Below are 26941 nucleotides of genomic sequence, written 5' to 3'. Positions count from 1 at the left end.
GTCACTCGCATTGTTTACTGCAAAGATTGCAATAGCCCATTCATTTATTAGAACCATTTCCAGCAACCTCCCGCAGCCAATAAAACACCATGAATATCAAGCGTATGCTGGCTACACATAGACAAGTGATGGTTACAATACAAGGACAAAACAATGAAAGGACAAAAAGGCTTTACGCTGATTGAGTTAATGATAGTGGTGGCAGTGATTGGAGTGCTATCAGCAATTGCTATTCCACAATATCAAAATTATGTAAAACGTTCTGAAGCAGTTTCCGGGTTGAGCACACTTAAAGCTCTTCTTACTAATTATGACTTACATGAGCAAGAAACAGGTTCTGCACCAACAGGCTTAAATGAGGTAGGAACAAGAAGTGATGTAAATCCTTTAGGTACTTTGTCCTTCACTACAACCCAATCAGATAGTGGTGTAAATTTCAAATTTGATGGAACGGCTAGTCTAGGTAATACGGAATATATTGAATTTACAAAAAACGCGGCCACATCTTCTGCTGCCGCAACATGGACTTGCCATAAAAGTACAAATATACCGGCAATCAAGGGTTGCTGATAAGTGCACACCAACCTCGCCTCTATTCTGCATCAGGCTGAGCTGATCAGCCCGGTGCAGTTGCAACAGGTGATCGATCAGGTACAGGCAGACAACCTGTCTGTACCTGCTGCCTTGATTGGGCTGGGGATCATGACCAGCCAGGACTTGGCACGCCAACTGGAAGTGATTTTTGCCGTTGCACTGGTCGATGCCCACCAGTACGACTATGCCGAATGCTGTAAAACCCTCAACCTGCGCGACTTGATTCTGCGCCATCGGGTGCTGCCACTCAGCGCTACTGACAATACCCTATTTATCGGCCTTTGCGACCCCACCTACCTCGATGCGCTCGATGAGTTTCGTTTTGCCACCGGCAAGCATGTTGAGCCGATGTTGCTCGAATACAAGCAGCTCGAAGCAGCCATACGCCGTATATACGGCAGCGAGCTCAAGGGCACCGAGCAGCATGCGCCGCAGCGCGGGATCAGCGACAGTGACCTAACCGAGTTGGTCGATCTCAGTGATGGCGAACTGATCGATGACACCACAGATCTCAGCAGCGACAGCGCCCCAGTGACCCGTTATATCAACCAAACCCTGCTCGATGCGCTGCGCAAGCACGCCTCGGATATCCATTTCGAGCCCTACGAAAAGACCTCCCGGATCCGCTTTCGTTGCGATGGCATCTTGCACCAGTATGCGACTCCGCCGGCCAACCTATCACGTCGCTTATCGACCCGACTCAAGGTGATGTCGCGGCTCGATATTGCCGAGCGGCGGATCCCGCAAGATGGCCGGATCAAGCTCAAGCTGTCCGAGACTGTTTCGGTTGATCTGCGGGTCTCAACCCTGCCAACTATGTGGGGCGAGAAAGTGGTGTTGCGGATCCTCGATGCCAGTAGCAGCAAGCTCGACATTGATCTGCTTGGTTACAACGACGATCAGAAAAAAGCGTATCTTGATGCATTGAATCAGCCGCAAGGCATGATCCTGATGACCGGCCCGACCGGTAGCGGCAAAACCGTATCACTGTATGCCGGTCTGCGGATCCTCAATACCGAAACGCGCAATATTTCCACCGCCGAAGATCCGGTTGAGATCAATCTGCCGGGGATCAACCAGGTGCAGATCAACCCCGCCACTGGCTTGGGGTTTGCCGAGGCGCTGCGGGCCTTCCTGCGCCAAGACCCGGATGTAGTCATGGTCGGTGAAATTCGCGATATCGAAACCGGTGGTATTGCGGTCAAAGCAGCCCAAACCGGCCACCTCGTGCTTTCCACTTTACATACCAACTCGGCCGCCGAAACCATCACCCGATTGACCAACATGGGGATCGAGGATTTCAATTTGGCCTCATCACTCAGTTTGATCATTGCCCAGAGACTTGCCCGTAGGCTTTGCTCGCATTGCAAGCAGCCAGACAACATCGACCCTTTACTGCGTGCCAAGCTCGATATACCAGCGGATGCTGATCCGTTCAAGGCGAGTTCAAACGGCTGTGATGACTGCAACAAAGGCTATTTGGGCCGAGTCGGCATTTACGAAGTCATGCCGTTTTCCCGTCCACTGTCTCAAGCCTTGATGCAAGGTGCCAGTACGTTAGAACTCGAAGACATTGCCTGCCAGCAAGGCATGATCACCCTCAAACAAGCCGGTATCGAAAAACTATGCCAAGGCACCACCAGTTTGGCTGAGCTGCAACGCGTGCTCCATTTTGATTAAAGGCACTGTATTTAAAGCACTTTATTTCAGTACACATTTATTGAAACAACTTCGCCTCTCGAGAGCCAACGCCTCAAATTAAAATTTTTAAGAGCAGCACTTTGAAATCATGCTCATTGAAGAAACAGGAAGAAGACCATGGCCCAGGACAGAAAAATACGCTATTACCGCTGGCGCGGGATCAACCCTATCGGCAAGCGACTGTCCGGCATCATGGTTGGTTACCAAGAGCAAGAGATCCGCGCCAAGCTCGGTGAGCAACAAATTCAGGTCAAAAAAATCAAACGCTACAAACCCTCGACGTTTAGCAAGCGTCGCAACCAGTTCACCGCCAAGGATGTCACCGCCATTACCCGCCAACTGGCGACCATCGTCAACTCGGGGGTTCCAGTAGTACAGGCGCTCAAGCTAATTGCCCATAGCCACAATAAAGCCGAAGCCAGAGCCACGCTAACTATGGTCAGCAATCAGGTCGAAGCGGGCTTGAGTCTGGCCAGAGCCTTGAATACCAGCTCGCCGCTGTTTGATAACTTCTATTGCGATCTGGTTGCCACCGGCGAGCAAACCGGTCACTTAGCGCAAGCCTTTGAGCGTCTTGCTACCTACCGGGAAAAAAGCGAAGCCATGCGCAAAAAAGTCATCAAGGCAATGATTTACCCTACCATGGTTACCTTTACTGCTATTCTCGTTACCTTGTTGATGCTGATCTTCGTGATCCCGCAATTTGCAAATATTTTCAAAGGATTTGGCGCTGAACTGCCGTGGTTTACCCAGAAAATTATCGATGTGTCTAACTTATTGCTTAGTGACGGTCCCCTACTCGCATTGGGCTTATTGTTAGTGTCCATGCTTGCCGTCATGGCTTATCGCAAGTCAGATAACAACAAACTGCGGGTTCACCGTGCCCTGCTCGCCTTTCCTATTGTCGGGCCTATCATGCTCAAGGCGGCAATTGCCCGTTTCGCCCGCACCCTTGCCACCACCTTCTCGTCTGGGATCCCGTTGCTGTCCGGTATCGAGGCTGCCGGCAAGACCGCGGGCAACCGCTTTATCGAGCAAGCAATTGAAGGTGCGCATGGCAATACTGCCGCCGGTATGCCGCTTCATCTCGCCCTGCGTCACAGCGAGGTTTTTCCCGAGCTGATGCTACAGATGGTGATGATCGGCGAAGAATCCGGCTCTATTGATGACATGCTCAACAAAATCGCCTTCACCTACGAAAGCGATGTCGACAATACGGTTGATAATCTTGGTAAAATTCTCGAGCCGCTGATTATCCTCTTCCTCGGAGGAGTCATCGGCGGGCTGCTGATTGCCATGTATATGCCGGTGTTCAAGCTGATGAGTGTGGTTGGCTAGTTGTAAGGGGAGAGATCCTGGATCCTAGTCCCTAGGTGAGCTATGCAGGATTTATCAAATGAGTGCCAGTTTATAGCTCTGCTTTTCCTCGGTTCTGCCTTTATCCTCCGGCATGATTCCCCTACAATATCCCCATTGAGTAATATGAGAGCTTTTTCATGACGCTGCTGTCTGTATATCCTTGGTTATTTCCTGTTTTTGCAGCAATTTTCGGATTGCTGGTAGGCAGCTTCCTCAACGTGGTGATCTACCGCCTGCCAATCATGATGGAGCGCCAGTGGAGAGCCGACTGCACCGAGTATTTTCCTGAGCTCGGCCCGCAACAAGACACCGGTACCTTTAACCTCAGTGTCCCGCGTTCGCGTTGCCCTCATTGCCAACAACAGATAAGTATGTGGGATAACATCCCGGTGATCAGCTGGCTACTACTGAAAGGGCAATGCCGTCACTGCCAAGCCAGTATCAGTGGCCGTTATCCGGCCATCGAAGTGTTAACCGCCGTTGTGAGTACAACCGTCGCTCTCTACCTTCCAGCCACAACATGGGCGCTGGCGGTAATTTTATTCAGTTTTGCCCTTATCGCCCTGACCTTTATCGACATCGACAAGATGTTACTGCCGGATCAAATCACCCTGCCACTGATGTGGGCAGGCTTGATGCTGTCGTTACTGGGGATCTCCCCGGTCAGCCTGCAAGATGCCATTATTGGTGCCATGGCCGGCTATCTGTCGCTATGGAGCCTGTACTGGACCTTCAAGTTACTGACCGGTAAAGAAGGCATGGGATACGGTGACTTCAAACTACTGGCAGCTCTCGGTGCTTGGCTGGGTTGGCAGTTATTGCCATTTGTCGTGCTGTTTTCATCTCTGGTCGGTGCTATCTGCGGCATTATTATGATGCGCCGCCAGCAGACCGACGGACAGCAACCCTTCTCATTCGGCCCTTATCTGGCAGTTGCTGGCTGGGTAGCGATGCTATGGGGCGAGCCGTTGCTCAACTGGTATTTAACCTCGTATCTAGGGCTCTAATCTATGTCTCTTGTAATCGGATTAACTGGCGGGATCGGTAGCGGAAAAACAACTGTCGCTAATTTATTTGCCGCACAGCACATTGATATCATCGATGCCGATATCGTTGCCCGCGAAGTGGTTGAGCCCGGCAGTGCTGGCTTGCAGGCCATTGTTGAGAAGCTGGGTTCTGACATCTTACTGACAGATGGGTCGCTCAATCGCAGTAAGCTGCGTGAAGCCATCTTCAGTGATAATCAATTAAAAGAGTGGCTTAACCAATTATTGCATCCGATGATCAGGGAACAAATGCGGCATGATATCGCTTCAGCCCAATCACCGTATTGCTTGCTGGTTGTCCCACTCATGGTAGAGAATAACCTACAGGCAATGACCGATCGCCTATTGGTGGTCGATGTCGATGAAGCGATCCAGGTAGCCCGGACCCAGCAGCGGGACAATGTCCCTGCCGAACAGGTTCGAAGCATCCTTGCTTCTCAGGCCAGCCGTGAACAACGCCTTGCTGCTGCCGATGATGTGATCTGCAATAATGGCAATGGCGACAACCTCGAGCAGCAAGTGGCCAAACTGCACCAAGAATATCTGGCGCTAAGCCGCCAGCAAAACAATACACCGCAGTGCTAACTAATTTGGGTAGGTTGATATGCAAGTAAACCGCTTTGAACACCCGTTAAACGAAAAGGTACGGATTTACCTTCGTTTGGAGTACCTGATCCGTCAGATGCACCATGCTAGCGATCTCAACGATCCATGGCAGCATCAGCTATTCTTCCGCGCTCTGTTTGATTTGCTGGAAATTCTCGACCAGATCCAGCTCAAGGCAGAGCTCGCTAAAGATCTGGAAAAGCAACGCGGGCGACTCAAGCACTGGCTCAATATTGACGGGGTGGATCAAACCGCTCTGTTGGCCCTGCTCGACCAGTTGGAGCAGGCCCAACACCAATTGTTGACCGCCAACCGTCTGGGCCAGTCCCTACGCGAAGACCGCTTCCTAGGCGGGATCAAACAACGCCTGTCGATCCCTGGGGGCAGCTGCTGCTTTGATTTGCCGGCTCTACACCACTGGCTGCATTTACCGCTAGCCCACAAACAAAGTGACCTGGGCAACTGGCTCTTACAAATCAAAGAGCTAAGTGTTGCCCTGAACCTTTGGCTCAAGCTGGTGCGTGAAAGCGGCCAGTTCCAAAACCAAGTCGCACGTGGTGGTTTCTTCCAGCATGATACGGATGAAGCTAGCCTGATCCGACTTGATATTTGCCCTAGCCATGGTGTCTACCCTATGATATCGGGACATCGCAGCCGGTTTGCCATCCGCTTCATGCCATTTGAAGAAGGTGCCGGTATTGCCGAGACGATTGAATTTAAACTAGCGATTTGCTGAGGTAACTAGTGACGCAATCCAACACACCAGCCACACCGATCACCGTGGTGAAATGCCCGACCTGCCAAACTGATGTTGTGTGGGGGGAGCATAGCCCGTACCGCCCATTCTGCTGCAAACGCTGCCAGCTGATCGACTTGGGTGAATGGGCTGAAGAAGAGAAAGCGATCCCGGGTGCACCGGATATGTCTGATTCCGACGGCTGGTCGGAAGATATGGGATACTAGAAAGACTCGGGAACCTAGATCCTAGCCCCTAGGATCTAGGATCTAGGATCTAGGATCTATTTTACAGCGCCATCAACTTCTCTAGCACGACATCATTAGCTTCAGGAAAGGCGTAATTGGCCAACTCATCTAGCCTAACCCATTCGCTTGGCTGACCTTCCTTGCCGAACGCTTTGCCATTAAATGCCCGTACCAAAAAGAAATCAAACTTTAGTGACTTCTCCGGGTAGTCATGCTCCAGTGCTATGAAATGCTCAAGCGCTGTTGCCTGAATACCGACTTCCTCATACAGCTCCCTGACAACCGCCTGCTCAGCCGTTTCACCCGCTTCGACCTTGCCGCCGGCAAACTCCCAAAAACCGCCCTTATGGGTCTTAGCAGCACGCTGGGTTATGAATACTTTATCTTGTTCGGCATTAAGAATGATCCCTGCCGATATCCACACCTGTTTCTTTTCCAAAGCCGTTTACTCTCTCATTGCCTGATCATCAGGTCTCTTTATTAAGTGAAGCATAAGAAAAAGGCCGCGAATGCGGCCTTTTATATGGGTTAAGCTGCCTGATTAGTTAATCTTACCGTGGCATTGCTTGTATTTCTTGCCTGAGCCACATGGACAAGGCTCGTTACGGCCTACCTTGCGTTCTTCGCGCTGATATGGTTCCGCTTCGTCGCTTTCCTGGCTTTCGTCAGCAATTTGGTTTTCCGCATTCTGGTGCTGGAATTGTTGACGGCGAGCAAGCTCTTCGGCCTGACGGCGGCGCTCTTCTTCAACACGCTCAACTTCTTCCTGCTGCTGAACACGGACCTTGCTCAAAATTGCAATAACATCAGACTTCAGGCTCTCCAGCATACCTTCAAACAGTTCAAACGACTCACGCTTGTACTCCTGTTTAGGGTTCTTCTGGGCGTAACCACGCAGGTGGATACCCTGTCGTAGGTGATCCATTGCCGCCAAGTGCTCTTTCCACAGCGTATCAAGGTTTTGCAGCATTACCGTTTTCTCGAAGTTACGCAGTACTTCCGCACCCACAACCTCTTCTTTATGACGGTAAATTTCAACAGCTTGCTCTACGATGCGCTCACGCAGCGCTTCTTCGTACAGCTTCTCTTCGCTGTCCAGCCATTCCTGAATAGGCAGTTCCATATCGTAATCGGCTTTCAGGCGCTCTTCCAAGCCTTGGGTATCCCACATCTCTTCCAGAGACTGTGCAGGGATATAGCCATCAATAACGCTTTGGATAACATCTTCACGGTTCTGCTCGATCATCTCGCTGATGTCTTCTGCATTCATCAGCTCGTCACGCAGCTCGTAAACCACCTTACGCTGGTCGTTTGCTACGTCATCGAATTCAAGCAGCTGCTTACGAATATCGAAGTTACGTCCTTCAACCTTACGCTGAGCGTTTTCAATCGCCTTGGTCACCCATGGGTGCTCAATCGCCTCACCTTCTTCCATACCCAGCTTCTTCATCATGTTCGAAACACGATCAGAAGCGAAGATACGCATCAGGCCATCTTCCATCGATAGATAGAAGCGCGATGAACCGGCATCACCCTGACGGCCAGAACGACCACGCAGCTGGTTATCGATACGACGAGATTCATGACGTTCGGTACCGATAATGTGCAAACCACCAGACGCTAGCACGGCATCATGCAGCTGCTGCCAATCGGCTTTGATCTTGGCAATTTGATCGTCAGTTGGGTTTTCCAGCTTCGCGACTTCGCTCTGCCATGAACCACCCAGTACGATATCCGTACCACGACCAGCCATGTTGGTTGCGATAGTCACCGCACGTGGCGCACCAGCCTGGGCAACGATATCGGCTTCACGCTCGTGGAACTTGGCATTCAAGACTTCGTGCTTGATACCTTGCTTCTTCAGCGCTTTAGAAAGTAATTCAGATTTTTCAATCGAAACAGTACCAACCAGTACTGGCTGGCCATTCTCGACACGCTCTTTGATGTCTTCACTGATAGCTGCAAATTTCTCTAGCTCAGTCATGTACACCAAGTCACCCATGTCATCACGGATCATCGGCTTGTTGGTTGGTAGAACAACCGTTTCAAGACCATAGATAGACTGGAATTCGAATGCTTCGGTATCAGCTGTACCGGTCATGCCTGACAGCTTGGAGTAAAGACGGAAGTAGTTCTGGAACGTGATAGACGCCAGCGTCTGGTTCTCGTTCTGGATCTTCACCCCTTCTTTGGCTTCAACAGCCTGGTGCAGACCTTCAGACCAACGGCGCCCCGGCATAGTACGGCCGGTATGCTCATCAACGATGATCACTTCGTCATCTTTTACAATGTAGTCAACGTCACGCTCGAACAGCACGTGGGCACGCAGTGCGGCATTGACGTGGTGCAGCAGGCTGATGTTAGTTGGCGAGTAAAGTGTATCATCCTCTTCCATCATGCCGTGTTGCTTAAGCAAATCTTCGACAAACTCCTGACCGTTTTCGGTAAGGTGGGACTGCTTCGACTTTTCGTCAACCGTGTAGTGGCCTTCGCCGCGGAATTCTTCGCTGTCTTCTTGATCCTGCCTCACAAGCAGTGGGATCAGAGTGTTGATCTTGGTGTATAGCTCCGAGCTATCTTCCGCTGGACCAGAAATGATAAGCGGAGTACGGGCTTCATCGATAAGGATGGAATCGACTTCATCGACTACCGCAAAGAAACGCTCGCGCTGTACGCGGTCTTCCGGGCGGAAAGCCATGTTGTCACGCAGGTAGTCAAAACCAAATTCGTTGTTTGTGCCGTATAGAATGTCGGCTGCGTAGGCTTCTTTCTTCGCCTGAGGCGGCATGTTTGGCACGTTAACGCCAACGGTCATACCTAGGAATTCAAATAAAGCGCGGTTGGTTTCGGCATCACGTGCAGCTAGGTAGTCATTCACCGTAACAATGTGCACGCCTTTACCGGTCAGGGCATTGAGGTAAGCAGGCAGAGTCGCTGTCAGGGTCTTACCTTCACCAGTACGCATTTCCGCGATCTGGCAAGCATTCAGTACCATACCACCGATCAACTGAACGTCGAAGTGGCGCATACCAAACACACGATTGGACGCTTCACGTACGGTAGCAAAGGCTTCAGGTAGTAGCTCGTCAAGGTTTTCACCTTGCTCAATACGCTCACGGAATTCAACCGTTTTGGCCTTTAGTTCTTCGTCCTGCAAGCTTTCGAATTGAGGTTCAAGCTTGTTGATCTGGTCAACAATTTTGCGCATACGACGCAGTGTGCGGTCGTTACGGCTACCGATAACTTTGGTCAGTAGTTTTGATAACATGGCGTTGCCGTTTTCTCTTAGTTAGTTCAGCCCATCAGGCTGAATTCTTAATTTGAATTTTTCAACCGGGATTATATCAGCAAGACGCTAGGCTTAGACTTGCGATTAATCATCCCTGTCCCGTCTAAATTCGCCACTGGTGTGACTACGGAAGCCGATACGAAAAACAATGGTTAATGATGATATTGTGGTCCGAGTTGACCATTTCAAGGGATAAATGAAAACAATACCAGAAATTGAACACCATCGGCTATCCATGGAGGGGAAACCCAAGCAGGCCTCAGTCAGCCAAATACGCTTGGCCCAAGCTCTCCCAAGCTAGATATAATAAGCCATATTGGCGGTGCCGCCTATGGCAAATGCCCCGACGATGTTTTTCATATTCGAAAAATTAGAACTTAACCGCCACTTTTAACCCAGAAAGCCGAGTGATACGCGTTCAACGCCCCGAATCCAAGCAGCCTAATAAAACCGAGGCATAAAAAAACGCCGGACTAGGTCCGGCGTTTTTAAAATCTTTGAGCGGGTGCAAGGCAATATTACGCCAGTACCATGCCTGGCTGGGCAAAGGTAACAGGCACTTGCTGCTCGTCAGTGAAGGTCGACCATTCATATGCTTCTTGATCGGCCAATACCGCACGCAATAGCATGTTGTTTAGCGCATGACCTGACTTGTAAGCCACCATTTCACCAATAATATTGTGACCACACATGTAAAGATCACCAATCGCGTCCAGTACTTTGTGAGTCACAAGCTCGTTGTCGAAACGCAGCCCTTCATCATTAAGGATACGGTAATCATCAAGCACGATAGCATTGTCAAAGCTACCACCCAGACACAGGTTCTGTGACTGAAGGTATTCGATATCACGCATGAAACCGAAAGTACGGGCACGGCTGATATCTTTGACAAATGACTGGCTGGAAAAATCCAGAACCAAACGCTGCTGCTCAGAATCAATCGCCGGGTGATTAAAATCGATAGCAAAATCCAGACGGAACCCGTTAAAAGGACGAAGCTCTGCCCATTTATCCCCATCTTCGACGCGAACAGTTTTCTTGATACGCAAGAAACGCTTAGGCGTATTCAAAGTATCAATGCCAGCAGACTGCAGCAGGTAGATGAACGGGCTCGCACTGCCATCCATAATAGGGATTTCAGGTGCATCTACTTCGATAATCACATTATCGATACCCATTCCTGCCAACGCAGCGTTAAGGTGCTCAACCGTTGAGATACGTACGCCTTGTTCATTAACTAAGGCAGTACACAACATGGTGTCGCGAACCGAGTCTGCATCTGCTGGAAAATCAACAGGCGGATTCAAATCGGTACGGCGATAAATCACACCAGTGTTTGCAGCAGCAGGACGAAGAATAAGCGTCACTTTACGGCCAGAGTGAAGTCCCACCCCAGTCGTTTGCACAATGCTTTTCAGTGTACGTTGTCTTATCATCTGCTTGTCTCAACTATTAAATTGCCATGATATCGGCCCCAACCCTTCATCAAAAAAAGGGCAAGGACAGATATTCTATCACTTTTTAACCAGTTTCCCAAAATATTTGCGCGCTTAGTCTGCTTGCTTGCGCAAAAATGCTGGGATATCAAGGTAGTCGTGATCCGCCTGAGGCTTTGGATTTGCCGCTGTTGCCGCCTGCTGGTTGGCTGAATCAGCAGCCGGAGCTGGCTGGTTCAATGGCGCCGCTTTGGCTTCTTCCGACGGAGCAGATACTGCCGCAGATTTCTCTGTTGCAACTGCCTGTACAGGCTTAGCCGTACCCGTCACCAAGGTGATGTCAGGCTTGCATTCTTTGCCAATACCTGTCGCGACAACCGTTACTCGTAGCTCGTCAGACATTTCAGGGTCAAGCGATGTACCGATAACAACGGTTGCGTTGTCAGAAGCAAACGCCTTCACAGTATTACCGACCGTTTCGAACTCATCCAAACGCATGTCCAGGCCAGCTGTAATGTTAACAAGAACACCACGTGCGCCAGCCAAATCGATATCTTCAAGAAGTGGGCTTGAAATAGCCATTTCAGCCGCTTCTTCGGCACGGTCATCACCGGTAGCAACACCGCTACCCATCATGGCGTGGCCCATTTCAGACATAACGGTGCGTACGTCAGCAAAGTCGACGTTGATCATGCCCGGGCGGGTGATCAGCTCGGCAATACCCTGTACCGCATTTTTCAATACATCATTTGCTTTGGCAAAGGCATCCAATAACGTGATACCACGGCCAAGCACTTTCAGTAGTTTTTCGTTAGGGATAGTGATCAACGAGTCAACGTGCTTAGACAGTTCCTCGATACCCTGCTCGGCAAAAGCCATGCGCTTTTTGCCTTCGAAGCTAAATGGCTTAGTCACCACCGCTACAGTCAGGATCCCTAGCTCTTTCGCCACTTCGGCAATGATTGGGGCGGCACCAGTACCGGTACCGCCACCCATGCCAGCTGCGATGAAAATCATATCAGAGCCATCAAGCTCTGCCTTGATCGCTTCGCGATCTTCCAATGCCGAGTCACGGCCAACCTGTGGGTTAGCGCCCGCACCCAGACCTTTGGTGATTGCCCCACCGATCTGGATCACTGTACTTACATTGGTTTTACGAAGTGCCTGAGCATCAGTGTTTACACTGATAAACTCAACACCCTCGATTGATTCACGTACCATGTGATCGACTGCGTTACCACCGCCGCCGCCAACGCCTATGACTTTAATTACTGCTTCGTCAGACATTTCCATCATCGGTTCAAACATGTGTTCTCTCCGTCCATCCTGTTCGCATCAGGTTTAAAATTCTTTTCTTAACCAGCCACTAAGCTTAGAGAAAAAGCCAGAAACAGAACGCTTCTGCTCAATTTCACTATCGTCAAATGTCTGACTATCCTTTCCGTAATGCAGTAAGCCTACTGCAGTCGCATAATGTGGGAATTGCACATGTTCGGTCAGTCCTACCACGTTAAGCGGTAAGCCAACACGTACCTGGTTGCTGAATACGCGCTCAGCGCACTCTACCAAGCCTTCCATCTGAGCGGCACCGCCGGTCAGGACAATGCCTGCTGCCAGCTGGTGCTTAACTCCTGCATTACGCAGTTGATCTTGTACTTCTATCAGCTTCTGATTAACCAGACCCAGCAATTCGCTGTAGCGGGGCTCTATCACTTCGGCCAATGTTTGACTCTGCAGGCTGCGCGACGGACGACCACCGACACTCGGTACATCGACCTTGGCATCTTTGCTGACCAGCTCGCTCAATGCACAGCCATATTTTACTTTAATTTCCTCGGCATCACCCAATGGGGTACCGAACGCATAGGCAATGTCACTGGTCACAACATTACCCGCATAAGGAATCACGGCCGCATGACGCAAAGCGCCACCGGTCCAGACGGCAATATCCATAGTACCGCCACCAATATCAACCACGCATACGCCCAGCTCACGCTCATCAGGCGTCAATACTGCATGGCTAGCGGCCAAGCCGGAGAAAATAAGCTGATCGACTTTGAGTTCACAGCGCTCTACCGCCTTGACGATATTTCGCGCCATGTCGTTATGGCAGGTGATCAAATGAACACTCGCTTCCATGCGTACCCCAGATAAACCAACAGGATTTTTAATTCCCTCTTGATAATCAATAGCAAATTCTTGAGGAATTACATGTAAAACTTTATGTTCGTCACTAATTTTTACCGATTTAGCGGTGTGAATGACATTATCAACATCATCCTGAGTGACTTCTTTGTCAGAAATCGGCACCATGCCTTCTTCCGTCTGGCAGCGGATATGCTTGCCTGACAGAGACAGAAATACCGAAGAGATCTGGCAATCCGCCATCAGCTCTGCTTTGTAGATCGCGCCCTGTACCGATTTGACTACAGACTCGAGATCATTCACTCCGCCCTTATCCATCCCGCTGGACGGACTGCTACCTTCCCCGATGACATTAACTTCGCCATCCGGTAGCACTTCACCGACTAGAGCACTGACTTTGGACGTACCAATATCCAGGCCTACTATCAGTTTTTTATCTGCCGCCTTCGTCATAGCGCCTACTCTTATAGTTCTCTTAAACCAAACAGGCTGCGGCCGAGCCGATCTATTTGGTTTTGCTTTTATCTGGATCTGTGATCCAGCCTACAGCAGCCCCGGTATCATAGCGCAAGTCTATGTACTCGATAGCCTGTCCTTGCTGTTCTAATTGCGGGGATAAGGCAATGAAGCGTTCGATTCGCTCCATTCGCTCCTTACGCCCTAATTCAAGCCTGACGCCGTTAGTTAACCAAACCCGCCAAGCTCGACGTTCATTTAATGCCAGCGTAGCAATTTCAAAGCCCGCGTGCTGTAACCTCGGTTGCATTTCGCGCAACGCAGACAATACTTCTAAACTGGTCCCTTCAGGTCCAGCTAAACCCACCAGCAATTGCCCAGCCTGATCAGGCGATGCCTCGAATACCTCACCGTCATGGTTGACCAAGTCATGGCCATTCCAAGACGCTGCGGGATCTTGCTCGACAAGAAATACCTTGAGGGTATCCGGCCACTGCTTGCGCACAGCAGCCCGTGCCACCCAGGGCATGGCCTCCAGTGCATGCTGAATGTCATCAACATCTTGGGTCATGAAACTGCCAAGCTGTTCAAGGTGCACAATACCTTCCCGGACATCGCCGGGAGTGAGGTAGTGTAACTCACCTTGAATCACCAGCTGTGACAACGGCAGCCGGTTGGCATCTGTCATCCAGTTGATTGCCGCGCTGAACAGCCAGACAACAAACCCGATCACAAAGAGAAAAAAAGCCAATCCCCCGCGGTTGTTTAATGATGCCGCAGGAGAAAACGATATTCTTTTTAGGACACTATCAGCCATAAATAGTTTAATCCCGATGTCATAGCCGATACCTAACCAGCAAAAGCGGCAAAGTCATTCCCTCAACCCTTTCCGCTCTTCACGTAAAGTTGACAGATTATAGCGAGCAAGATGCAGCTCTCCAACATCTGATAGCCGATTCCTCGCATATCCTTGGCTATAAGCTTAAATCAAAGCAAAAAACAAGCCAAATATATATTTTTTATACAGCCAAAAATTATTGTTGGCTCATCTGTTCAATATTCAGTTGCATATCTGCTAACTGACGAGCGATTTTGCCAACATCGCCAGCTCCCTGTGTCAGAACCAAATCATCATTTTGTAGAATATTGGCCAAAGCAGACGGCAATGCATCGATATTCGGGACAAAAATCGGATCCAATTTACCACGCCCACGAATAGTGCGACACAAAGCACGGCCATCCGCGCCAGCAATCGGCACTTCACCGGCAGAATACACGTCCAGCATGACAAGTACATCAACTTGCTCGAGAACATGGGCAAAGTCATCATAAAGATCACGGGTACGGCTATAGCGGTGTGGTTGGAACACCATGACCAGACGTTTATCTTCCCAACCTGCGCGGGCAGCCTGAATCGTCACATCCACTTCGCTCGGGTGGTGGCCGTAGTCGTCAACCAGCATCACTTTGCCGTTACCTGTCTCAAAGTCACCGAGGTGATCAAAACGTCGGCCTGTTCCTTCAAACTCAGCCAAAGCCTGAATAATCGCTTCATCGGCAACGCCTTCTTCCGATGCAACAGCTACGGCAGCCGTCGCATTCAGGGCGTTGTGCTTGCCTGGAATATTCAGTTTGATTTCCAAGGCCGGTTTACCCTTACGTAGTATCGAGAAATGTCCCTGCTGACCGCGCTGATCATAATCAACCAAACGCACATCTGCATCTTCAGAGAAGCCATAAGTGATAACCTGACGGCCAATTCTTGGAAGTAGCTCACGCACGACAGGATCATCAATGCACATCACCGCCAAACCGTAGAACGGCAGGTTGTGAAGAAAATCGACAAATGTCTGTTTCAGGACTTCAAAATCACCGCCATAGGTATCCATGTGGTCAGCTTCGATATTCGTCACCACGCACACCATCGGCTGCAGGTGCAAGAATGATGCATCACTCTCGTCAGCTTCGGCGATCAGGTAGCGGCTCGATCCAAGGCGGGCATTAGTCCCTGCGCTCTTGACCAAACCACCGTTGACGAACGTTGGATCCAAACCCGCTTCAGAATAGATCTGAGTAAGAAGCGCAGTGGTTGTCGTCTTACCGTGGGTACCCGCAATCGCAATACCGTGGCGGTAGCGCATCAGCTCTGCCAGCATCTCCGCACGGCGAACCACAGGGATACGCAGTTCGCGGGCAGCGGCCAGTTCAGGGTTGCTCTGGTCAATAGCGGTCGAAGCCACCACAACACTAGAGCCTTCGACATTGGTGGCGGCATGGCCGAAGAAGATCTCCGCTCCTTTATTTGCTAACCGGTTGGTCACCGCGTTTGGTGCCAAGTCTGAACCACTGACATGGTAGCCTTCGTTAACCAGCACTTCCGCGATACCGCTCATGCCAGCACCGCCAATTCCAACAAAGTGGATACGCTCTACGCGGCGCATCTCTGGCACCATGGTTCTAATTTTTGCTAATTGTTGGTTATCCAGTTTACTCATCACTTTGTCTCATCTTATTGCTTTGCCAGCGACTTGATCACATCCGCCACCCGGCGGTCGGCATCGACAATCGCTGCGTCACGTGCAGCCTGTGCCATCTTGGCTAGCTGTGCACGATCTAATTGTTGTAAGGTGTCGGCCAGACCCTCTACGGTCAATTCTGGCTGTTCAATCATTTTCGCTGCACCGCACTGGACCAGATGGTCTGCATTCAATGCCTGCTGGCGATCCTTGTGCATGAAAGGCACAAACACGGCGCCAAGGCCAGCTGCCGATAGCTCAGAGACCGTCAGGGCACCCGAGCGGCAAACAACAATGTCGGCCCAGGCATAGGCTGCCGCCACATCATCGATAAATTCTGTGATTTGGTAGTTGTTGGCTTGCTGGTTGGCGTATTGGGCATAATCTTGCTCAGTCTGCGCCTGAGCGCCTTTACCCGCCTGGTGCAACACGGTGACGTTATCGCCCAGTAAACCCGCAACTTGAGGCAAGGTTTGATTGAGGATCCGCGCCCCTTGGCTGCCGCCCATAACCAATATCCGAATAGGGCCATCACGATCAGCAAAACGCTGTGCAGGCGATGCCAGTGATACCACGTCCTGACGTACTGGGTTACCGACAACCTCACGGTTCGGGAAAGCGCCGGGAAACGCCTGCAGCACACGGGCTGCAATGCGGGACAACCATTGGTTGGTCAAGCCAGCCACCGCGTTTTGCTCATGCAGGATCACTGGGACACCGGACAACCAAGCGGCAACACCGCCAGGGCCACTGACATAACCGCCCATACCCAGCACGGCATCTGGTTGCCACGCCTTAATATATTTTCTTGCCTGCATAATCGCGCCGACAATTTTGAAAGGCGCTGCCAACAAGCGGGAAATACCTTGGCCTCGCAACCCTTTGACCTTGATAAAATCAATATCAATACCGTGTTTAGGCACCAATTCGGCTTCCATACGATCGGCAGTGCCTAGCCAGCGGATGTCCCAACCTTCTTGTTGTAACCGCTTGGCGACAGCTAGCCCCGGGAAGACATGCCCTCCGGTCCCGCCCGCCATCACTAGCAAGCGCTTATTCTTGTTCATTGTCATTTTCTTCTACTTCCGGATCCGGCATCGCTTTGGCAGCGATTCGCTGCTCGAAGTCAATCCGAATCAAAATAGCGACCGCAGTAGCCATAATAAATAAACTTGAGCCACCGTAACTGATCAACGGCAGGGTCAGGCCTTTTGTCGGCACCATTCCTGCAGCGGCCCCCACATTAACCAAGGTCTGAAAGGCAAACCAGAAGCCAAAGCCAAAAGCGAGGAACCCCCCAAATAGCTGCTCTGTCTGCAGGCAACGGCGGCCAATCATCAAAGCTTTAAAGACCAGTGCGAAGATCAGCAACAAAACGACCGTAACACCGATCAGGCCAACTTCCTCAGCCAAGACTGCAAATACAAAGTCGGTATGCGCCTCAGGCAGGTATTCCAGTTTCTGGATTGAGTTGCCAAGACCTTGCCCAAGCCATTCCCCGCGTCCAAATGCCATCAACGATTGAGTCAACTGGTAGCCGCTACCGAACGGATCTTCCCACGGATCCATAAACGAGGTCACCCGGCGCAAGCGGTAGGGCTCGAAGACGATAAGCAGGCCAATACCAAAGCAAGCCGAACCGATCATCACAATAAACTGCCACAGTTTGGCGCCAGCAATAAACAACATGCCGACCGTCGTCACGAACATCACCACGAATGAGCCGAGATCAGGCTGTTCAAGCAACAGCACGCCAAGTAAAGCCAAAACCAGCAAGGGTTTAGCAAAACCGACAAACGTCTGTCGAACCTGTTCGTACTGACGAACCAGGTAGCCAGACATGAAGAGGAACAAGGAAAGTTTGGCCACTTCGGCTGGCTGGAGGTTGAAAATCCCCAGCGGGATCCAGCGAGATGCACCATTGACCGAACGGCCGACCCCTAGCACCACCACCAGCAGAACCATAGAGAGGATCAACATCGGCACGCTGTACTGACGCCACTTCTCAAGCGGGATCATCAAAACAAAGCTGGCCAATACCAGTGAGCAAAAGAGGAAGAAACCATGGCGCAGGGCAAAATAGAACGGCATATCCGTCAAACGGGTCGCAATCGGCACCGAGGCAGACGTTACCATCACCAAGCCTGTCACCATCAGGGCCAACGCAATCCAGACCAATTGTCTGTCATACGGACTCTGTGCCGCTGGCCTTGTCATCCAATCAAAAAACTGCCCCATCCCTTCCTTTACCGCTCCCGCCATCAGCTTTCCATGCCTACTTGGTGCTGTAATGATAGTGCCAATTCGACAAACGTATCACCACGTACCATAAAGTTAGCAAATTGATCGAAGCTCGCACAGGCCGGCGATAGCAAGATCATATCTCCGGTACAGGCTGTTTGCGCAGCCTGTGACATGGCTTGCTCCATCGTCTCGACCACTACAGGCTGAGAGACTAGCGGGGCAAACTGATTACCATCACGGCCAAAGCAATATAACTGGGTATCTAAGCTGGCCAAGACAGGCGCTAGCTCGGAAAAATCCGCCCCCTTACCATCACCGCCAACCAACAAGTGAAGCTTGCCGTTAAGCTGTAAACCGTTAAGCGCAGCCAGGGTACTGGCCAAGTTTGTTGCCTTGGAGTCATTAACCCACTTCACACCGTGTTGCTCGGCAACGAGCTGACAGCGGTGGGCTAGGCCATTATAGCGGCGCAGCGCCCGACAGGCGGCTTCGCGTTCGATACCGACGGCATCGGCCAACGCCAGTGCGGCAAGGCTGTTGGCCACATTGTGGCGCCCTACCAAGGCGATATCGTTACTTGGCATAATAGGCTCACCGGCCACGGCCAGCCATTCTTCACCTTGGCACATCACCAACCCATAGCGGTCGGTGTGGTTTATCAGGCCGTCATTCAGGCCAAAGCTTACCAGCTCACCGTTGAAGGCTTTCGATTCAGAGTCTTGAGACTCAGAAGCTTCCTGTTCAGAGACTAGATTGTCACCGCCCGGCTGAGTCGCCCGATCGTCGCGGTTGAACACCGCCAATTCAGCGTGATCAAAGATTCGCATCTTGGCAGCGCTGTACTGCGCCAAGCCGCCCGGGTAGCGGTCCATATGATCTTCGGACAAGTTCAGGTATGCCGCGGCTTTGAGAGATAGATTAGATGTCGTTTCGAGCTGGAAACTAGAAAGCTCAAGAACATATAGATCATGATCTTGTGCCAGCATATCTAAGGCGGCAAAGCCAATATTGCCGCCGACACCGACGTTGATGCCGGCCTCTTTGGCCATCTCGCCAACCAAGCTGGTGACGGTACTCTTGCCATTGGAGCCGGTGATCGCCACCACAGGCTTGTCTACCGCACGGGCAAACAATTCGATATCACCGACGATCTCAATACCAGCAGCAGCCGCTTGCTGCAGCTGCGGGGTGGCCAAGGCGATCCCCGGGCTTGAGATAATCAAATCGGCCGCCATCAGCCAGTCCATCTGCCACTGGCCACTGGCCACTGCAACAGACGCGGGCAATTGTTCTCGGCCTGGAGGGTGCTCGCGGGTATCAATGACCTTGATGTCCAATAGCTGAGGCGCCCTCAACAAATGGTTCACCACCGACAGGCCGGTCATACCCAACCCAATCACCACAACCTGCTTTACGCCTTCCAAGCCTTTCATCTTATCGTACCTTCAGGGTCGCCAGCGCGATCAGTACCAGCATCAGGGTAATGATCCAGAAACGCACGATCACACGAGGCTCCGGCCAACCTTTCAATTCATAGTGGTGATGTATCGGTGCCATGCGGAAGATCCGCTGACCTCGCAGCTTGTATGAACCAACCTGTAGGATCACCGAAACAGTTTCCATCACGAACACACCGCCCATGATCACCAACAACAGCTCTTGGCGAACCAATACCGCGATAGTGCCCAGTGCTCCGCCCAAAGCAAGCGAACCAACATCGCCCATAAAGACTTGTGCTGGGTAGGTGTTGAACCACAAGAAGCCCAAACCGGCACCTACAATCGCGGTGCAAACGATAACCAGTTCGCTGGCATCTTTCAGGTAAGGGATATGCAGGTAGTTAGCAAAATTAACGTTACCGGTCGCCCAAGCAATGAAGGCCATACCACCCGCAACCATGACGGTCGGCATGATTGCCAAGCCATCAAGGCCATCAGTCAGGTTTACCGCATTACTGGTACCAACAATCACGAAATAGGTAAAGACGATGTAGAACAAACCAAGCTGCGGCATAACATCCTTGAAGAATGGCACCACCAGTTGGGTAGCAACAGTATCTTGACCATGAATATACAGCGCAAAGGCCACGCCCAGCGCAATCACCGACTGCCAGAAATACTTCCAGCGCGCGATCAGACCATCGGTGTTCTTGCGAACTACCTTGCGGTAATCATCGACAAAACCAACCGCGCCGTAGCCCAACATGACAGTAAGCACTGCCCAGACATAAGGGTTGCTCAGATCAGCCCACAGTAAAACGGTAATCGCAATCGCTGCCAGGATCATGATCCCGCCCATTGTCGGGGTACCACGTTTGCTAAAGTGCGACTCAGGGCCGTCGTGACGAACCACCTGGCCGATCTGCAGCATCTGCAGGCGGGCGATCAGGCGTGGTCCCATCCACAACGAAATCATCAGTGCAGTCAAGATACTGATGATGGCGCGGAAAGTCAGGTATTCAAAAAGTCGAAAAAATGGAAATGTCGATTCCAGTAAATCAGCTAACCAGTAAATCATTATTTATGTTCCTGCAGTGCAACAATCACATCTTCCATGCGGGAGCTACGCGCTCCTTTTGCTAGCACTGTCACTTGGATGTTATCTTCATTGAGCAAAGGATCAAGCTGCTGCTGGAGCGTCTCAATCAATGCTGTTTTATCGTTAAAATGTTGGCCGTTGTTCAGTGTACTGACAATTTGGCTGGCGTTGCCAAAGGTCATAACCTTATCCAGGCTACGTTCAAGGGCATACTCTGCCACTTCTCGGTGCAGTAATGCACTGTCATCGCCCAGCTCGGCCATATCCCCCAACACGAACCAGCGCTGCCCCTCAAAGCCAGCCAATAGGTCGATAGCGGCCTTAACCGACGCGACACTGGCATTGTAGGTATCATCCACCAGCCTCAAGTTAGGGCACGGTTCAGTAACATCAACACGGCCCTTCACATTGGCCACACCGCCCAAACCGGCTTGTACCTGCTCCGGGGTTGCCCCCATAGCCATTGCCAACGCTGCGGCGGCAAGGGCATTAGCGACATTATGGCCACCGGCCAGTGTCAAACTAACCGGAAATGTTGCTGTGGGGGTGCGCATTGTAAAGCAAGCACGGCCCATACTGTTAATACTTATGTCAACCGCATGGTAATCAGCTTCAGGCTGAGTGGCAGAAAACGTCTGCAACTGATGGTTTTCCAGCATTTGGTGCCACTTATCCTGGGCATTAGAGTCAAGGTTGATAATGGCAACGGCGTCTTTACCTCGCGCTTGCAAACCTTCGAAGATTTCGCCTTTGGCTTTTGCCACACCGTCCAGCGAGCCAAACCCTTCAAGGTGAGCGGCGGCCAGATTGTTGATCAACGCCACCTGCGGCTTAACCAAGCTAGTGGTGTAGGAGATTTCCTTTTGATGGTTGGCACCCAGCTCAACCACCGCATATTCATGCTCTGGCTCTAAGCGAAGCAAGGTCAGCGGTACACCAATGTCATTATTAAAGTTACCCGCAGTCGCCAACACCTTACCTTTGAGCGACAAAATAGCAGCGACCATTTCCTTCACTGTGGTTTTACCGCAGCTGCCGGTCAGAGCGACGGTTTTCAAGCCGTGATGCAGCTCCATTTCAGCCTTGAGCCATGCGCCGAGCATGCCAAGTGCCTTGTGGGTATCGTCAACCACCAGCTGAGGTAGGTCAACCGGTAAGTGCTTGCTCACCAACAGGGCTGAAGCACCTTGTTCTTTGGCGTTTTGGCAGAAGTCATGGGCATCAAAGCGCTCGCCAATCAGGGCAATAAACAAGGTATCATCTGCGATTTTCCGGGTATCGGTAGATACCGCTGAAATAGTGATGTCATTACCGACCAGTTTGCCGCCCAATACATCAGCCAATTGGGATAGTTGTACCGGGATCATGCCTTTGTCTCCAGCAGTTCGGCGACCGTCTCACGGTCAGAGTAATGAATGGTACAGTCAGCCAAGATTTGATAGTCCTCATGGCCTTTACCCGCCACCAACACAATATCATCGGCCGCCGCTTGGGTAAGCGCCCACTCACATGCCTCACGGCGATCATGAATGGTTTTAGCTTGTTCCGGCTTTACCAGCCCAGCCAGCATATCCGCCATGATTGCCGTTGGCGACTCGCTGCGCGGGTTGTCATCGGTCAGGATCACCTGATCGGCCAAGCTTTCTGCCGCCACCGCCATCAGCGGACGCTTGCCACGGTCACGGTCGCCACCACAGCCAAAAATGCACCAGAGTTGGCCGTGGCAGTGCACACGCAGCGCCTGCAGGGCTTTTTCCAATGCATCGGGGGTGTGAGCATAATCAACAACCATCATAGGTTTGTCAGGCTTTTGAAAAACTTCCATCCGCCCGGTTACGGCCTGCAATTGCGGTGCAACAGCCAGCAACGCTGACATCTGATGACCTGTCGCTAACAGCGTGGCCAGTGACAGTAGTAAGTTAGTGACATTAAACGCCCCAACCAACGGTGCGGTAAACTGCCCGGCTCCCCAGCTTGAATCAAAGGCTACGGTCACACCTTGGGCACTGTACTCAACCGACTCGAGCCAAAGCTGCTTGCCGGTATGGCCTGCAAGGTGCTTCTGCTCCATGGCAACAGCAACCGCATGCGGTAGATCGGCTAGCCATTCACGGCCAACCGTATCATCAGCGTTAATCACCGCCACACCGCACTGATGCTCGGTGAACAGGGTTTTCTTGGCCTCAGCATAGCTGGCCATATCACCGTGATAATCAAGATGATCACGGCTTAGGTTGGTAAAGATACTGGCTTTGAATGCCAGCGCTTTAACCCGCCCCTGTACCAAGCCATGAGAAGACACTTCCATCGCCGCAAAGCGAGCGCCCTGAGTCACCATCTGCTCCAATACACAAGGAATTTCAAGCGCACTTCCGGTGGTGTTGGTCGCAGGTTGGATCTGATCTAACAAGCCGTTGCCCGTCGTTCCCATCACACCAGCTGGCTGACCCAGCAGCATCACCCATTGCGCCAGCAACTGGCTGATGGTGGTTTTTCCGTTGGTGCCCGTTACAGCAACAACCTCAATTTTCTCATCCGGTGCCCCATAAAAGCGCTTGGCAATAGCCGATAGCAAATCACCAAGAAGAGGGAGATAAATCACTGCACCTTCACTGCTTTGTTCGATATACGGCTGGTCGGTATCGGCTTGTGCCAGCACCAATGCCGCACCGGCCTGCTGCGCCTTGGTAATAAACTGTCGGCCATCGACACTGTGGCCCTTAACGGCGACAAACATCTCACCAGGCTTGATCTGCCGGCTATCGAGGGTCATCCCCGAAACGGAGACAGTAGCCAGTGATTCAGGTAGGCAAAGGCCCTCTAGCCATGGCGATAATAATTCGCCAACGGCGTATGATACTTTAGGTTCCGGCATGGGTATTGCCTCTGTGGTTCACAACATTTAAATCTTCAAGCGTTCCCGCATCCGGCGGGATATTCAAAATCTGTAAAGCGCTCTCCATCACCTCGGAGAAAATCGGTGCGGCAATGGCCCCCCCATAGTAGGCATCGCCCTGAGGTTCGTTAACCACCACGACCATCGCCAGCCTTGGGTTACTGATCGGTGCCAGTCCAGCGGTCATCGCCACATATTCATCACTGTAGCCACCAGCAACGGCTTTTTTCGCCGTACCTGTCTTGGCACCGACCCGGTATCCCGGTATCGCAGCTCGGTGGGCACTGCCCCCTTTGTGGGTAACTAGCTCAAGCATATTGAGTAACGCGCGGGTGTTCTCGGCCGAAACCACCTGGCGTCCAGGTACGACCGCTTCGGTTTTTAGAATAGAAAGCGGTCGGTTGACGCCCATAGCACCCAGAGTGGCGTAAGCACGCACTAACTGGATTGGGGTCACCGAGATACCGTAGCCAAAGGAGAGTGTCGCCCGTTCAAAATCAGACCAACGCCTGCGGTCGGGGAAGAAACCTTGCGCCTCACCGATCAGGTTGATCCCTGAGGCATCCCCCATTCCCACGCTGCTATACATACCCAGCACCGCATCGACCGGCATCGCCAGCGAGAGCTTACTCACGCCGATATTACTGGATTTTTGTAGGATTCTGGCGAGGTTAGCCTTGCCAACCCGCGAGACATCTCGTACCCGGCTACCACCGATTTGCATCAGCCCGTTACCGGTATCGATAACGGTATTCTCATCCGCAACGCCATTTTCCATCGCTGCCAGTACCACAAATGGCTTGATGGTCGACCCCGGCTCCATGGCATCGGTGATCACCCGGTTACGCATCCTAAAGCTTTGCAACTGATCGCGATTGTTCGGGTTGTAGGAAGGGGCGTTAACCATCGCCATTATTTCACCAGTTCGTACATCAACCATCACCACCGATGCTGATGTTGCCTGATAATCGGCAACCGCTTGTTTCACTGCACGGTAAGCAACAGCCTGAAGTCGCTGGTCGATACTCAGGCTGAGCGACTTGCCCGGCTCACGTTTTTTAAGGGAGATATTTTCAACGACTCGGCCATAGCGATCTTTACGCACAGTACGGCGACCTGGCTCTCCAGTCAGCCAGCCATCATAAGTTCGCTCGACACCTTCCAAGCCGTGGCTATCAATACCGGTAACACCAATCAGATGTGCACTGACTTCACCAGCAGGATAGAAACGACGCGATTCGTCTTTAAGGCCAATGCCGGGTAGCTTGAGCTTACCGACATAGGCGGCCATGGCCGGGCTCACCTGACGTTGCAGATAAATAAAGCGTCGCTTGCTGTTTTTCTCGATGCGTGTCAGCAAGCCCTGGCGATCAATACCTAGCACATCGGCAAGGGCATACCAGCGCTCGGGCTGGGCCAAACCGTTATTTTTGAAGATCTGGACCGGATCGGCCCACACGGCCTGAACCGGTACACTGACAGCCAGCTGCTCACCATTGCGGTCGGAGATAATACCACGGGCAGAAGGCAGAGCCTTGACCCTCAGCGAGCGCAGATCCCCTTCCTGGATCAGCTTGCCAGGCTCAAGGACCTGGATATAGGCCGATCGCCCGATAAGGGCCACCAGAGCCAAAAATATACATGCGCAAATAACACCAAAGCGCCACGGGATAAATGCCGGTGGCGCTTTCTGTCGACGTTGATTCTGCTTATCAGAACGCTTGATAGGTTTTGTTTTTTTCATTATTTAACAATAATTTCGCTATCACGTGATGGACGTTGCATGTCCATATCCTGTTCGGCTAAACGTTCAATCCGGCTATGTTCGGCCAGTGAGCTCTCTTCAAGGATCTGATTGCGCCACTCGATATCGAGCTGATCCCGCTCGATCAACAGCTGCTCCTGCTTGGCAATCATTTGCCGAGAATGGTGGGTGATCAAGACCACCCCCAGTGCAGAAACCAACACCAGAACCAATAATATCATCGGAATACGACCGACAGATATCAGATCCCGGCCGATCATCTGGGCCAGGTTATCTGTTGGTTCCGGTTGTTGCTTCATAGGCGTTCGGCCAAGCGCAGCACAGAACTACGAGAGCGAGTATTTCCGCTCACTTCATTTTGCGACGGTTTGATTGCCTTGCTGACTTGCTTAAGATCGGCACTACCCAGCGCCTTGATCTGCTCTTCGGTCAACGGCAAGCCTGCAGGTACATCTGGCCCTTTGCTCTGCTTGCGGATAAAACGCTTAACCATACGGTCTTCCAACGAGTGGAAGCTGATCACTGACAAACGGCCACCAGTCGCCAGAATACTGACCGCCCCTTTCAGCGCTGTCTCGATTTCTTCTAGCTCACTGTTGATGTAAATTCGGATCGCCTGGAAGCTACGCGTGGCTGGATGCTTGTGCTTGTCCTTGAACGGGGAAACATTAGCAATCAGCTTCGCCAGCTGGGTCGTACGGGTCAACGGCTCGTTTTCCGGATCTTCTCGGTATGCCACAATACCGCGGGCGATACGCTTAGCAAAACGCTCTTCACCGAACTCTTTCAGTACCCAGGCTATATCATCAGCTTCTGCCTCAGCCAGCCAATCCGCGGCCGAAATTCCTGATGTCGGGTCCATACGCATATCAAGCGGCCCATCACGCATAAAACTAAAGCCGCGTTCAGCATCGTCCAACTGCGGAGAAGACACCCCCAGATCCAGCAGCACGCCATCCACGCGGCCGATCAAGTCACGCTCTTCCATATATTTTTCCATGCCAGAAAACGGACCATGGATAATATTGAATCGAGGATCATTAATTTTCTGGGCTTCGGCAATCGCCTGAGGATCGCGGTCAATACTATAAAGGCGCCCGTTTTCACCTAGCTGGGAAAGGATCAGACGACTGTGTCCACCACGGCCAAATGTCCCATCAATGTAGATACCATCTGGTTTGATGGCCAAACCATCAACAGATTCATGAAGTAAAACTGAGACGTGCTCAAACTGTTCAGACATAAGTATTTATTCAGCTCTTGTGAAACCGTACAGTCCGTTATCAACGAACTGGCATAAAATCCAGTAACAGTGGAAATTCATAAACTTAGGGCATTAGAACGCTGTTTTAAAAGCATTTTCTGC

General features: G+C 51.5%; 23 protein-coding genes. 7 read left to right on the top strand and 16 right to left on the bottom strand.

The genetic code is table 11. The features are described 5' to 3' along the window. Positions 1–153 precede the first annotated feature (153 nt). The 7 genes from ACVA58_RS18295 (at position 154) to yacG (ending at position 6269) form a co-directional block, all read left to right on the top strand. Positions 154–570 carry a pilin gene (locus ACVA58_RS18295; protein WP_446511804.1) on the top strand — a complete coding sequence of 139 codons (417 nt, stop codon included), beginning with the start codon at positions 154–156 and terminating at the stop codon, positions 568–570. Between the two features lie 3 nt (positions 571–573). Further along, positions 574–2274, top strand: coding sequence for a type IV-A pilus assembly ATPase PilB (pilB, locus tag ACVA58_RS18290; protein ID WP_446511803.1), 1701 nt, complete (start codon positions 574–576; stop codon positions 2272–2274). A gap of 138 nt (positions 2275–2412) precedes the next feature. Continuing rightward, complete coding sequence (locus ACVA58_RS18285; RefSeq protein ID WP_446511802.1) at positions 2413–3633, top strand: type II secretion system F family protein; 1221 nt, start codon at positions 2413–2415, stop codon at positions 3631–3633. 158 nt (positions 3634–3791) lie between these two features. Then, positions 3792–4661 (top strand): prepilin peptidase, encoded by an 870-nt coding sequence (locus tag ACVA58_RS18280; protein WP_446511801.1) that lies wholly within the window; start codon positions 3792–3794, stop codon positions 4659–4661. A 3-nt stretch (positions 4662–4664) separates the two neighbouring features. Beyond that, positions 4665–5285 carry a dephospho-CoA kinase gene (gene coaE, locus ACVA58_RS18275; protein ID WP_446511800.1) on the top strand — a complete coding sequence of 207 codons (621 nt, stop codon included), beginning with the start codon at positions 4665–4667 and terminating at the stop codon, positions 5283–5285. Between the two features lie 19 nt (positions 5286–5304). Continuing rightward, complete coding sequence (zapD, locus tag ACVA58_RS18270; protein WP_446511799.1) at positions 5305–6042, top strand: cell division protein ZapD; 738 nt, start codon at positions 5305–5307, stop codon at positions 6040–6042. A gap of 8 nt (positions 6043–6050) precedes the next feature. Continuing rightward, positions 6051–6269, top strand: a complete 219-nt coding sequence (yacG, locus tag ACVA58_RS18265; protein WP_255040807.1) for a DNA gyrase inhibitor YacG — start codon at positions 6051–6053, stop codon at positions 6267–6269. Positions 6270–6330: 61 nt separating this feature from the next. Here the strand turns inward: yacG and mutT are convergent, their stop codons facing one another. From mutT to rsmH, 16 genes are all read right to left on the bottom strand, one after another. Next, positions 6331–6729 (bottom strand): 8-oxo-dGTP diphosphatase MutT, encoded by a 399-nt coding sequence (gene mutT, locus ACVA58_RS18260; protein WP_446511798.1) that lies wholly within the window; start codon positions 6727–6729, stop codon positions 6331–6333. Positions 6730–6831: 102 nt separating this feature from the next. Continuing rightward, positions 6832–9558 carry a preprotein translocase subunit SecA gene (secA, locus tag ACVA58_RS18255; protein ID WP_446511797.1) on the bottom strand — a complete coding sequence of 909 codons (2727 nt, stop codon included), beginning with the start codon at positions 9556–9558 and terminating at the stop codon, positions 6832–6834. 539 nt (positions 9559–10097) lie between these two features. Beyond that, entirely contained in the window at positions 10098–11015 is a 918-nt protein-coding gene (gene lpxC / locus ACVA58_RS18250; protein ID WP_446511796.1) for a UDP-3-O-acyl-N-acetylglucosamine deacetylase, read from the bottom strand. 114 nt (positions 11016–11129) lie between these two features. Next, positions 11130–12323, bottom strand: coding sequence for a cell division protein FtsZ (gene ftsZ, locus ACVA58_RS18245; protein ID WP_446511795.1), 1194 nt, complete (start codon positions 12321–12323; stop codon positions 11130–11132). A gap of 33 nt (positions 12324–12356) precedes the next feature. Continuing rightward, positions 12357–13613 (bottom strand): cell division protein FtsA, encoded by a 1257-nt coding sequence (gene ftsA / locus ACVA58_RS18240; protein ID WP_446511794.1) that lies wholly within the window; start codon positions 13611–13613, stop codon positions 12357–12359. A 52-nt stretch (positions 13614–13665) separates the two neighbouring features. Continuing rightward, entirely contained in the window at positions 13666–14433 is a 768-nt protein-coding gene (locus tag ACVA58_RS18235) for a cell division protein FtsQ/DivIB (RefSeq protein WP_446511793.1), read from the bottom strand. Between the two features lie 217 nt (positions 14434–14650). Continuing rightward, positions 14651–16111 (bottom strand): UDP-N-acetylmuramate--L-alanine ligase, encoded by a 1461-nt coding sequence (murC, locus tag ACVA58_RS18230; protein ID WP_446511792.1) that lies wholly within the window; start codon positions 16109–16111, stop codon positions 14651–14653. Between the two features lie 14 nt (positions 16112–16125). Continuing rightward, positions 16126–17199: an undecaprenyldiphospho-muramoylpentapeptide beta-N-acetylglucosaminyltransferase gene (murG, locus tag ACVA58_RS18225; protein ID WP_446511791.1), complete on the bottom strand. Its 1074-nt coding sequence runs from the start codon at positions 17197–17199 to the stop codon at positions 16126–16128. Then, positions 17186–18394: a cell division protein FtsW gene (gene ftsW, locus ACVA58_RS18220; RefSeq protein WP_446511790.1), complete on the bottom strand. Its 1209-nt coding sequence runs from the start codon at positions 18392–18394 to the stop codon at positions 17186–17188. Before ftsW ends, murG begins: the two co-directional genes overlap by 14 nt. Next, positions 18394–19809 carry a UDP-N-acetylmuramoyl-L-alanine--D-glutamate ligase gene (gene murD / locus ACVA58_RS18215; RefSeq protein WP_446511789.1) on the bottom strand — a complete coding sequence of 472 codons (1416 nt, stop codon included), beginning with the start codon at positions 19807–19809 and terminating at the stop codon, positions 18394–18396. Before murD ends, ftsW begins: the two co-directional genes overlap by 1 nt. A gap of 1 nt (position 19810) precedes the next feature. Beyond that, a complete protein-coding gene (gene mraY, locus ACVA58_RS18210) occupies positions 19811–20893 on the bottom strand; it encodes a phospho-N-acetylmuramoyl-pentapeptide-transferase (protein WP_446511788.1) in 1083 nt (360 codons plus the stop codon). Beyond that, the gene (gene murF / locus ACVA58_RS18205) at positions 20893–22281 is read right to left on the bottom strand and encodes a UDP-N-acetylmuramoyl-tripeptide--D-alanyl-D-alanine ligase (protein ID WP_446511787.1); all 1389 of its coding nucleotides are present in this window, start codon (positions 22279–22281) and stop codon (positions 20893–20895) included. Before murF ends, mraY begins: the two co-directional genes overlap by 1 nt. Then, the gene (murE, locus tag ACVA58_RS18200) at positions 22278–23789 is read right to left on the bottom strand and encodes a UDP-N-acetylmuramoyl-L-alanyl-D-glutamate--2,6-diaminopimelate ligase (RefSeq protein ID WP_446511786.1); all 1512 of its coding nucleotides are present in this window, start codon (positions 23787–23789) and stop codon (positions 22278–22280) included. The genes murF and murE overlap by 4 nt, the downstream gene beginning before the upstream one ends. Beyond that, positions 23776–25554, bottom strand: a complete 1779-nt coding sequence (ftsI, locus tag ACVA58_RS18195; RefSeq protein ID WP_446511785.1) for a peptidoglycan glycosyltransferase FtsI — start codon at positions 25552–25554, stop codon at positions 23776–23778. Before ftsI ends, murE begins: the two co-directional genes overlap by 14 nt. After that, positions 25554–25874, bottom strand: a complete 321-nt coding sequence (gene ftsL / locus ACVA58_RS18190) for a cell division protein FtsL (RefSeq protein ID WP_446511784.1) — start codon at positions 25872–25874, stop codon at positions 25554–25556. Before ftsL ends, ftsI begins: the two co-directional genes overlap by 1 nt. After that, on the bottom strand, positions 25871–26818 hold the full coding sequence (gene rsmH / locus ACVA58_RS18185) for a 16S rRNA (cytosine(1402)-N(4))-methyltransferase RsmH (protein WP_446511783.1): 948 nt from the start codon (positions 26816–26818) through the stop codon (positions 25871–25873). Before rsmH ends, ftsL begins: the two co-directional genes overlap by 4 nt. Positions 26819–26941 lie beyond the last annotated feature (123 nt).

This window comes from Photobacterium sp. DNB22_13_2, assembly GCF_052873915.1.
Note: the sequence above shows the minus strand (reverse complement) of the source record. Positions and strands in the feature narration are given on the sequence as shown.

What these genes read in the sequence shown, in the direction of transcription:
- ACVA58_RS18295 (WP_446511804.1), top strand. Translation starts at nt 154, where the DNA reads ATGAAAGGACAAAAAGGCTTTACGCTGATTGAGTTAATGATAGTGGTG.
- ACVA58_RS18285 (WP_446511802.1), top strand. Translation starts at nt 2,413, where the DNA reads ATGGCCCAGGACAGAAAAATACGCTATTACCGCTGGCGCGGGATCAAC.
- ACVA58_RS18280 (WP_446511801.1), top strand. Translation starts at nt 3,792, where the DNA reads ATGACGCTGCTGTCTGTATATCCTTGGTTATTTCCTGTTTTTGCAGCA.
- coaE (WP_446511800.1), top strand. Translation starts at nt 4,665, where the DNA reads ATGTCTCTTGTAATCGGATTAACTGGCGGGATCGGTAGCGGAAAAACA.
- zapD (WP_446511799.1), top strand. Translation starts at nt 5,305, where the DNA reads ATGCAAGTAAACCGCTTTGAACACCCGTTAAACGAAAAGGTACGGATT.
- secA (WP_446511797.1), bottom strand. Translation starts at nt 9,558, where the DNA reads ATGTTATCAAAACTACTGACCAAAGTTATCGGTAGCCGTAACGACCGC.
- lpxC (WP_446511796.1), bottom strand. Translation starts at nt 11,015, where the DNA reads ATGATAAGACAACGTACACTGAAAAGCATTGTGCAAACGACTGGGGTG.
- ftsZ (WP_446511795.1), bottom strand. Translation starts at nt 12,323, where the DNA reads ATGTTTGAACCGATGATGGAAATGTCTGACGAAGCAGTAATTAAAGTC.
- ftsA (WP_446511794.1), bottom strand. Translation starts at nt 13,613, where the DNA reads ATGACGAAGGCGGCAGATAAAAAACTGATAGTAGGCCTGGATATTGGT.
- ACVA58_RS18235 (WP_446511793.1), bottom strand. Translation starts at nt 14,433, where the DNA reads ATGGCTGATAGTGTCCTAAAAAGAATATCGTTTTCTCCTGCGGCATCA.
- murC (WP_446511792.1), bottom strand. Translation starts at nt 16,111, where the DNA reads ATGAGTAAACTGGATAACCAACAATTAGCAAAAATTAGAACCATGGTG.
- murG (WP_446511791.1), bottom strand. Translation starts at nt 17,199, where the DNA reads ATGAACAAGAATAAGCGCTTGCTAGTGATGGCGGGCGGGACCGGAGGG.
- ftsW (WP_446511790.1), bottom strand. Translation starts at nt 18,394, where the DNA reads ATGGCGGGAGCGGTAAAGGAAGGGATGGGGCAGTTTTTTGATTGGATG.
- murD (WP_446511789.1), bottom strand. Translation starts at nt 19,809, where the DNA reads ATGAAAGGCTTGGAAGGCGTAAAGCAGGTTGTGGTGATTGGGTTGGGT.
- mraY (WP_446511788.1), bottom strand. Translation starts at nt 20,893, where the DNA reads ATGATTTACTGGTTAGCTGATTTACTGGAATCGACATTTCCATTTTTT.
- murF (WP_446511787.1), bottom strand. Translation starts at nt 22,281, where the DNA reads ATGATCCCGGTACAACTATCCCAATTGGCTGATGTATTGGGCGGCAAA.
- murE (WP_446511786.1), bottom strand. Translation starts at nt 23,789, where the DNA reads ATGCCGGAACCTAAAGTATCATACGCCGTTGGCGAATTATTATCGCCA.
- ftsI (WP_446511785.1), bottom strand. Translation starts at nt 25,554, where the DNA reads ATGAAAAAAACAAAACCTATCAAGCGTTCTGATAAGCAGAATCAACGT.
- ftsL (WP_446511784.1), bottom strand. Translation starts at nt 25,874, where the DNA reads ATGAAGCAACAACCGGAACCAACAGATAACCTGGCCCAGATGATCGGC.
- rsmH (WP_446511783.1), bottom strand. Translation starts at nt 26,818, where the DNA reads ATGTCTGAACAGTTTGAGCACGTCTCAGTTTTACTTCATGAATCTGTT.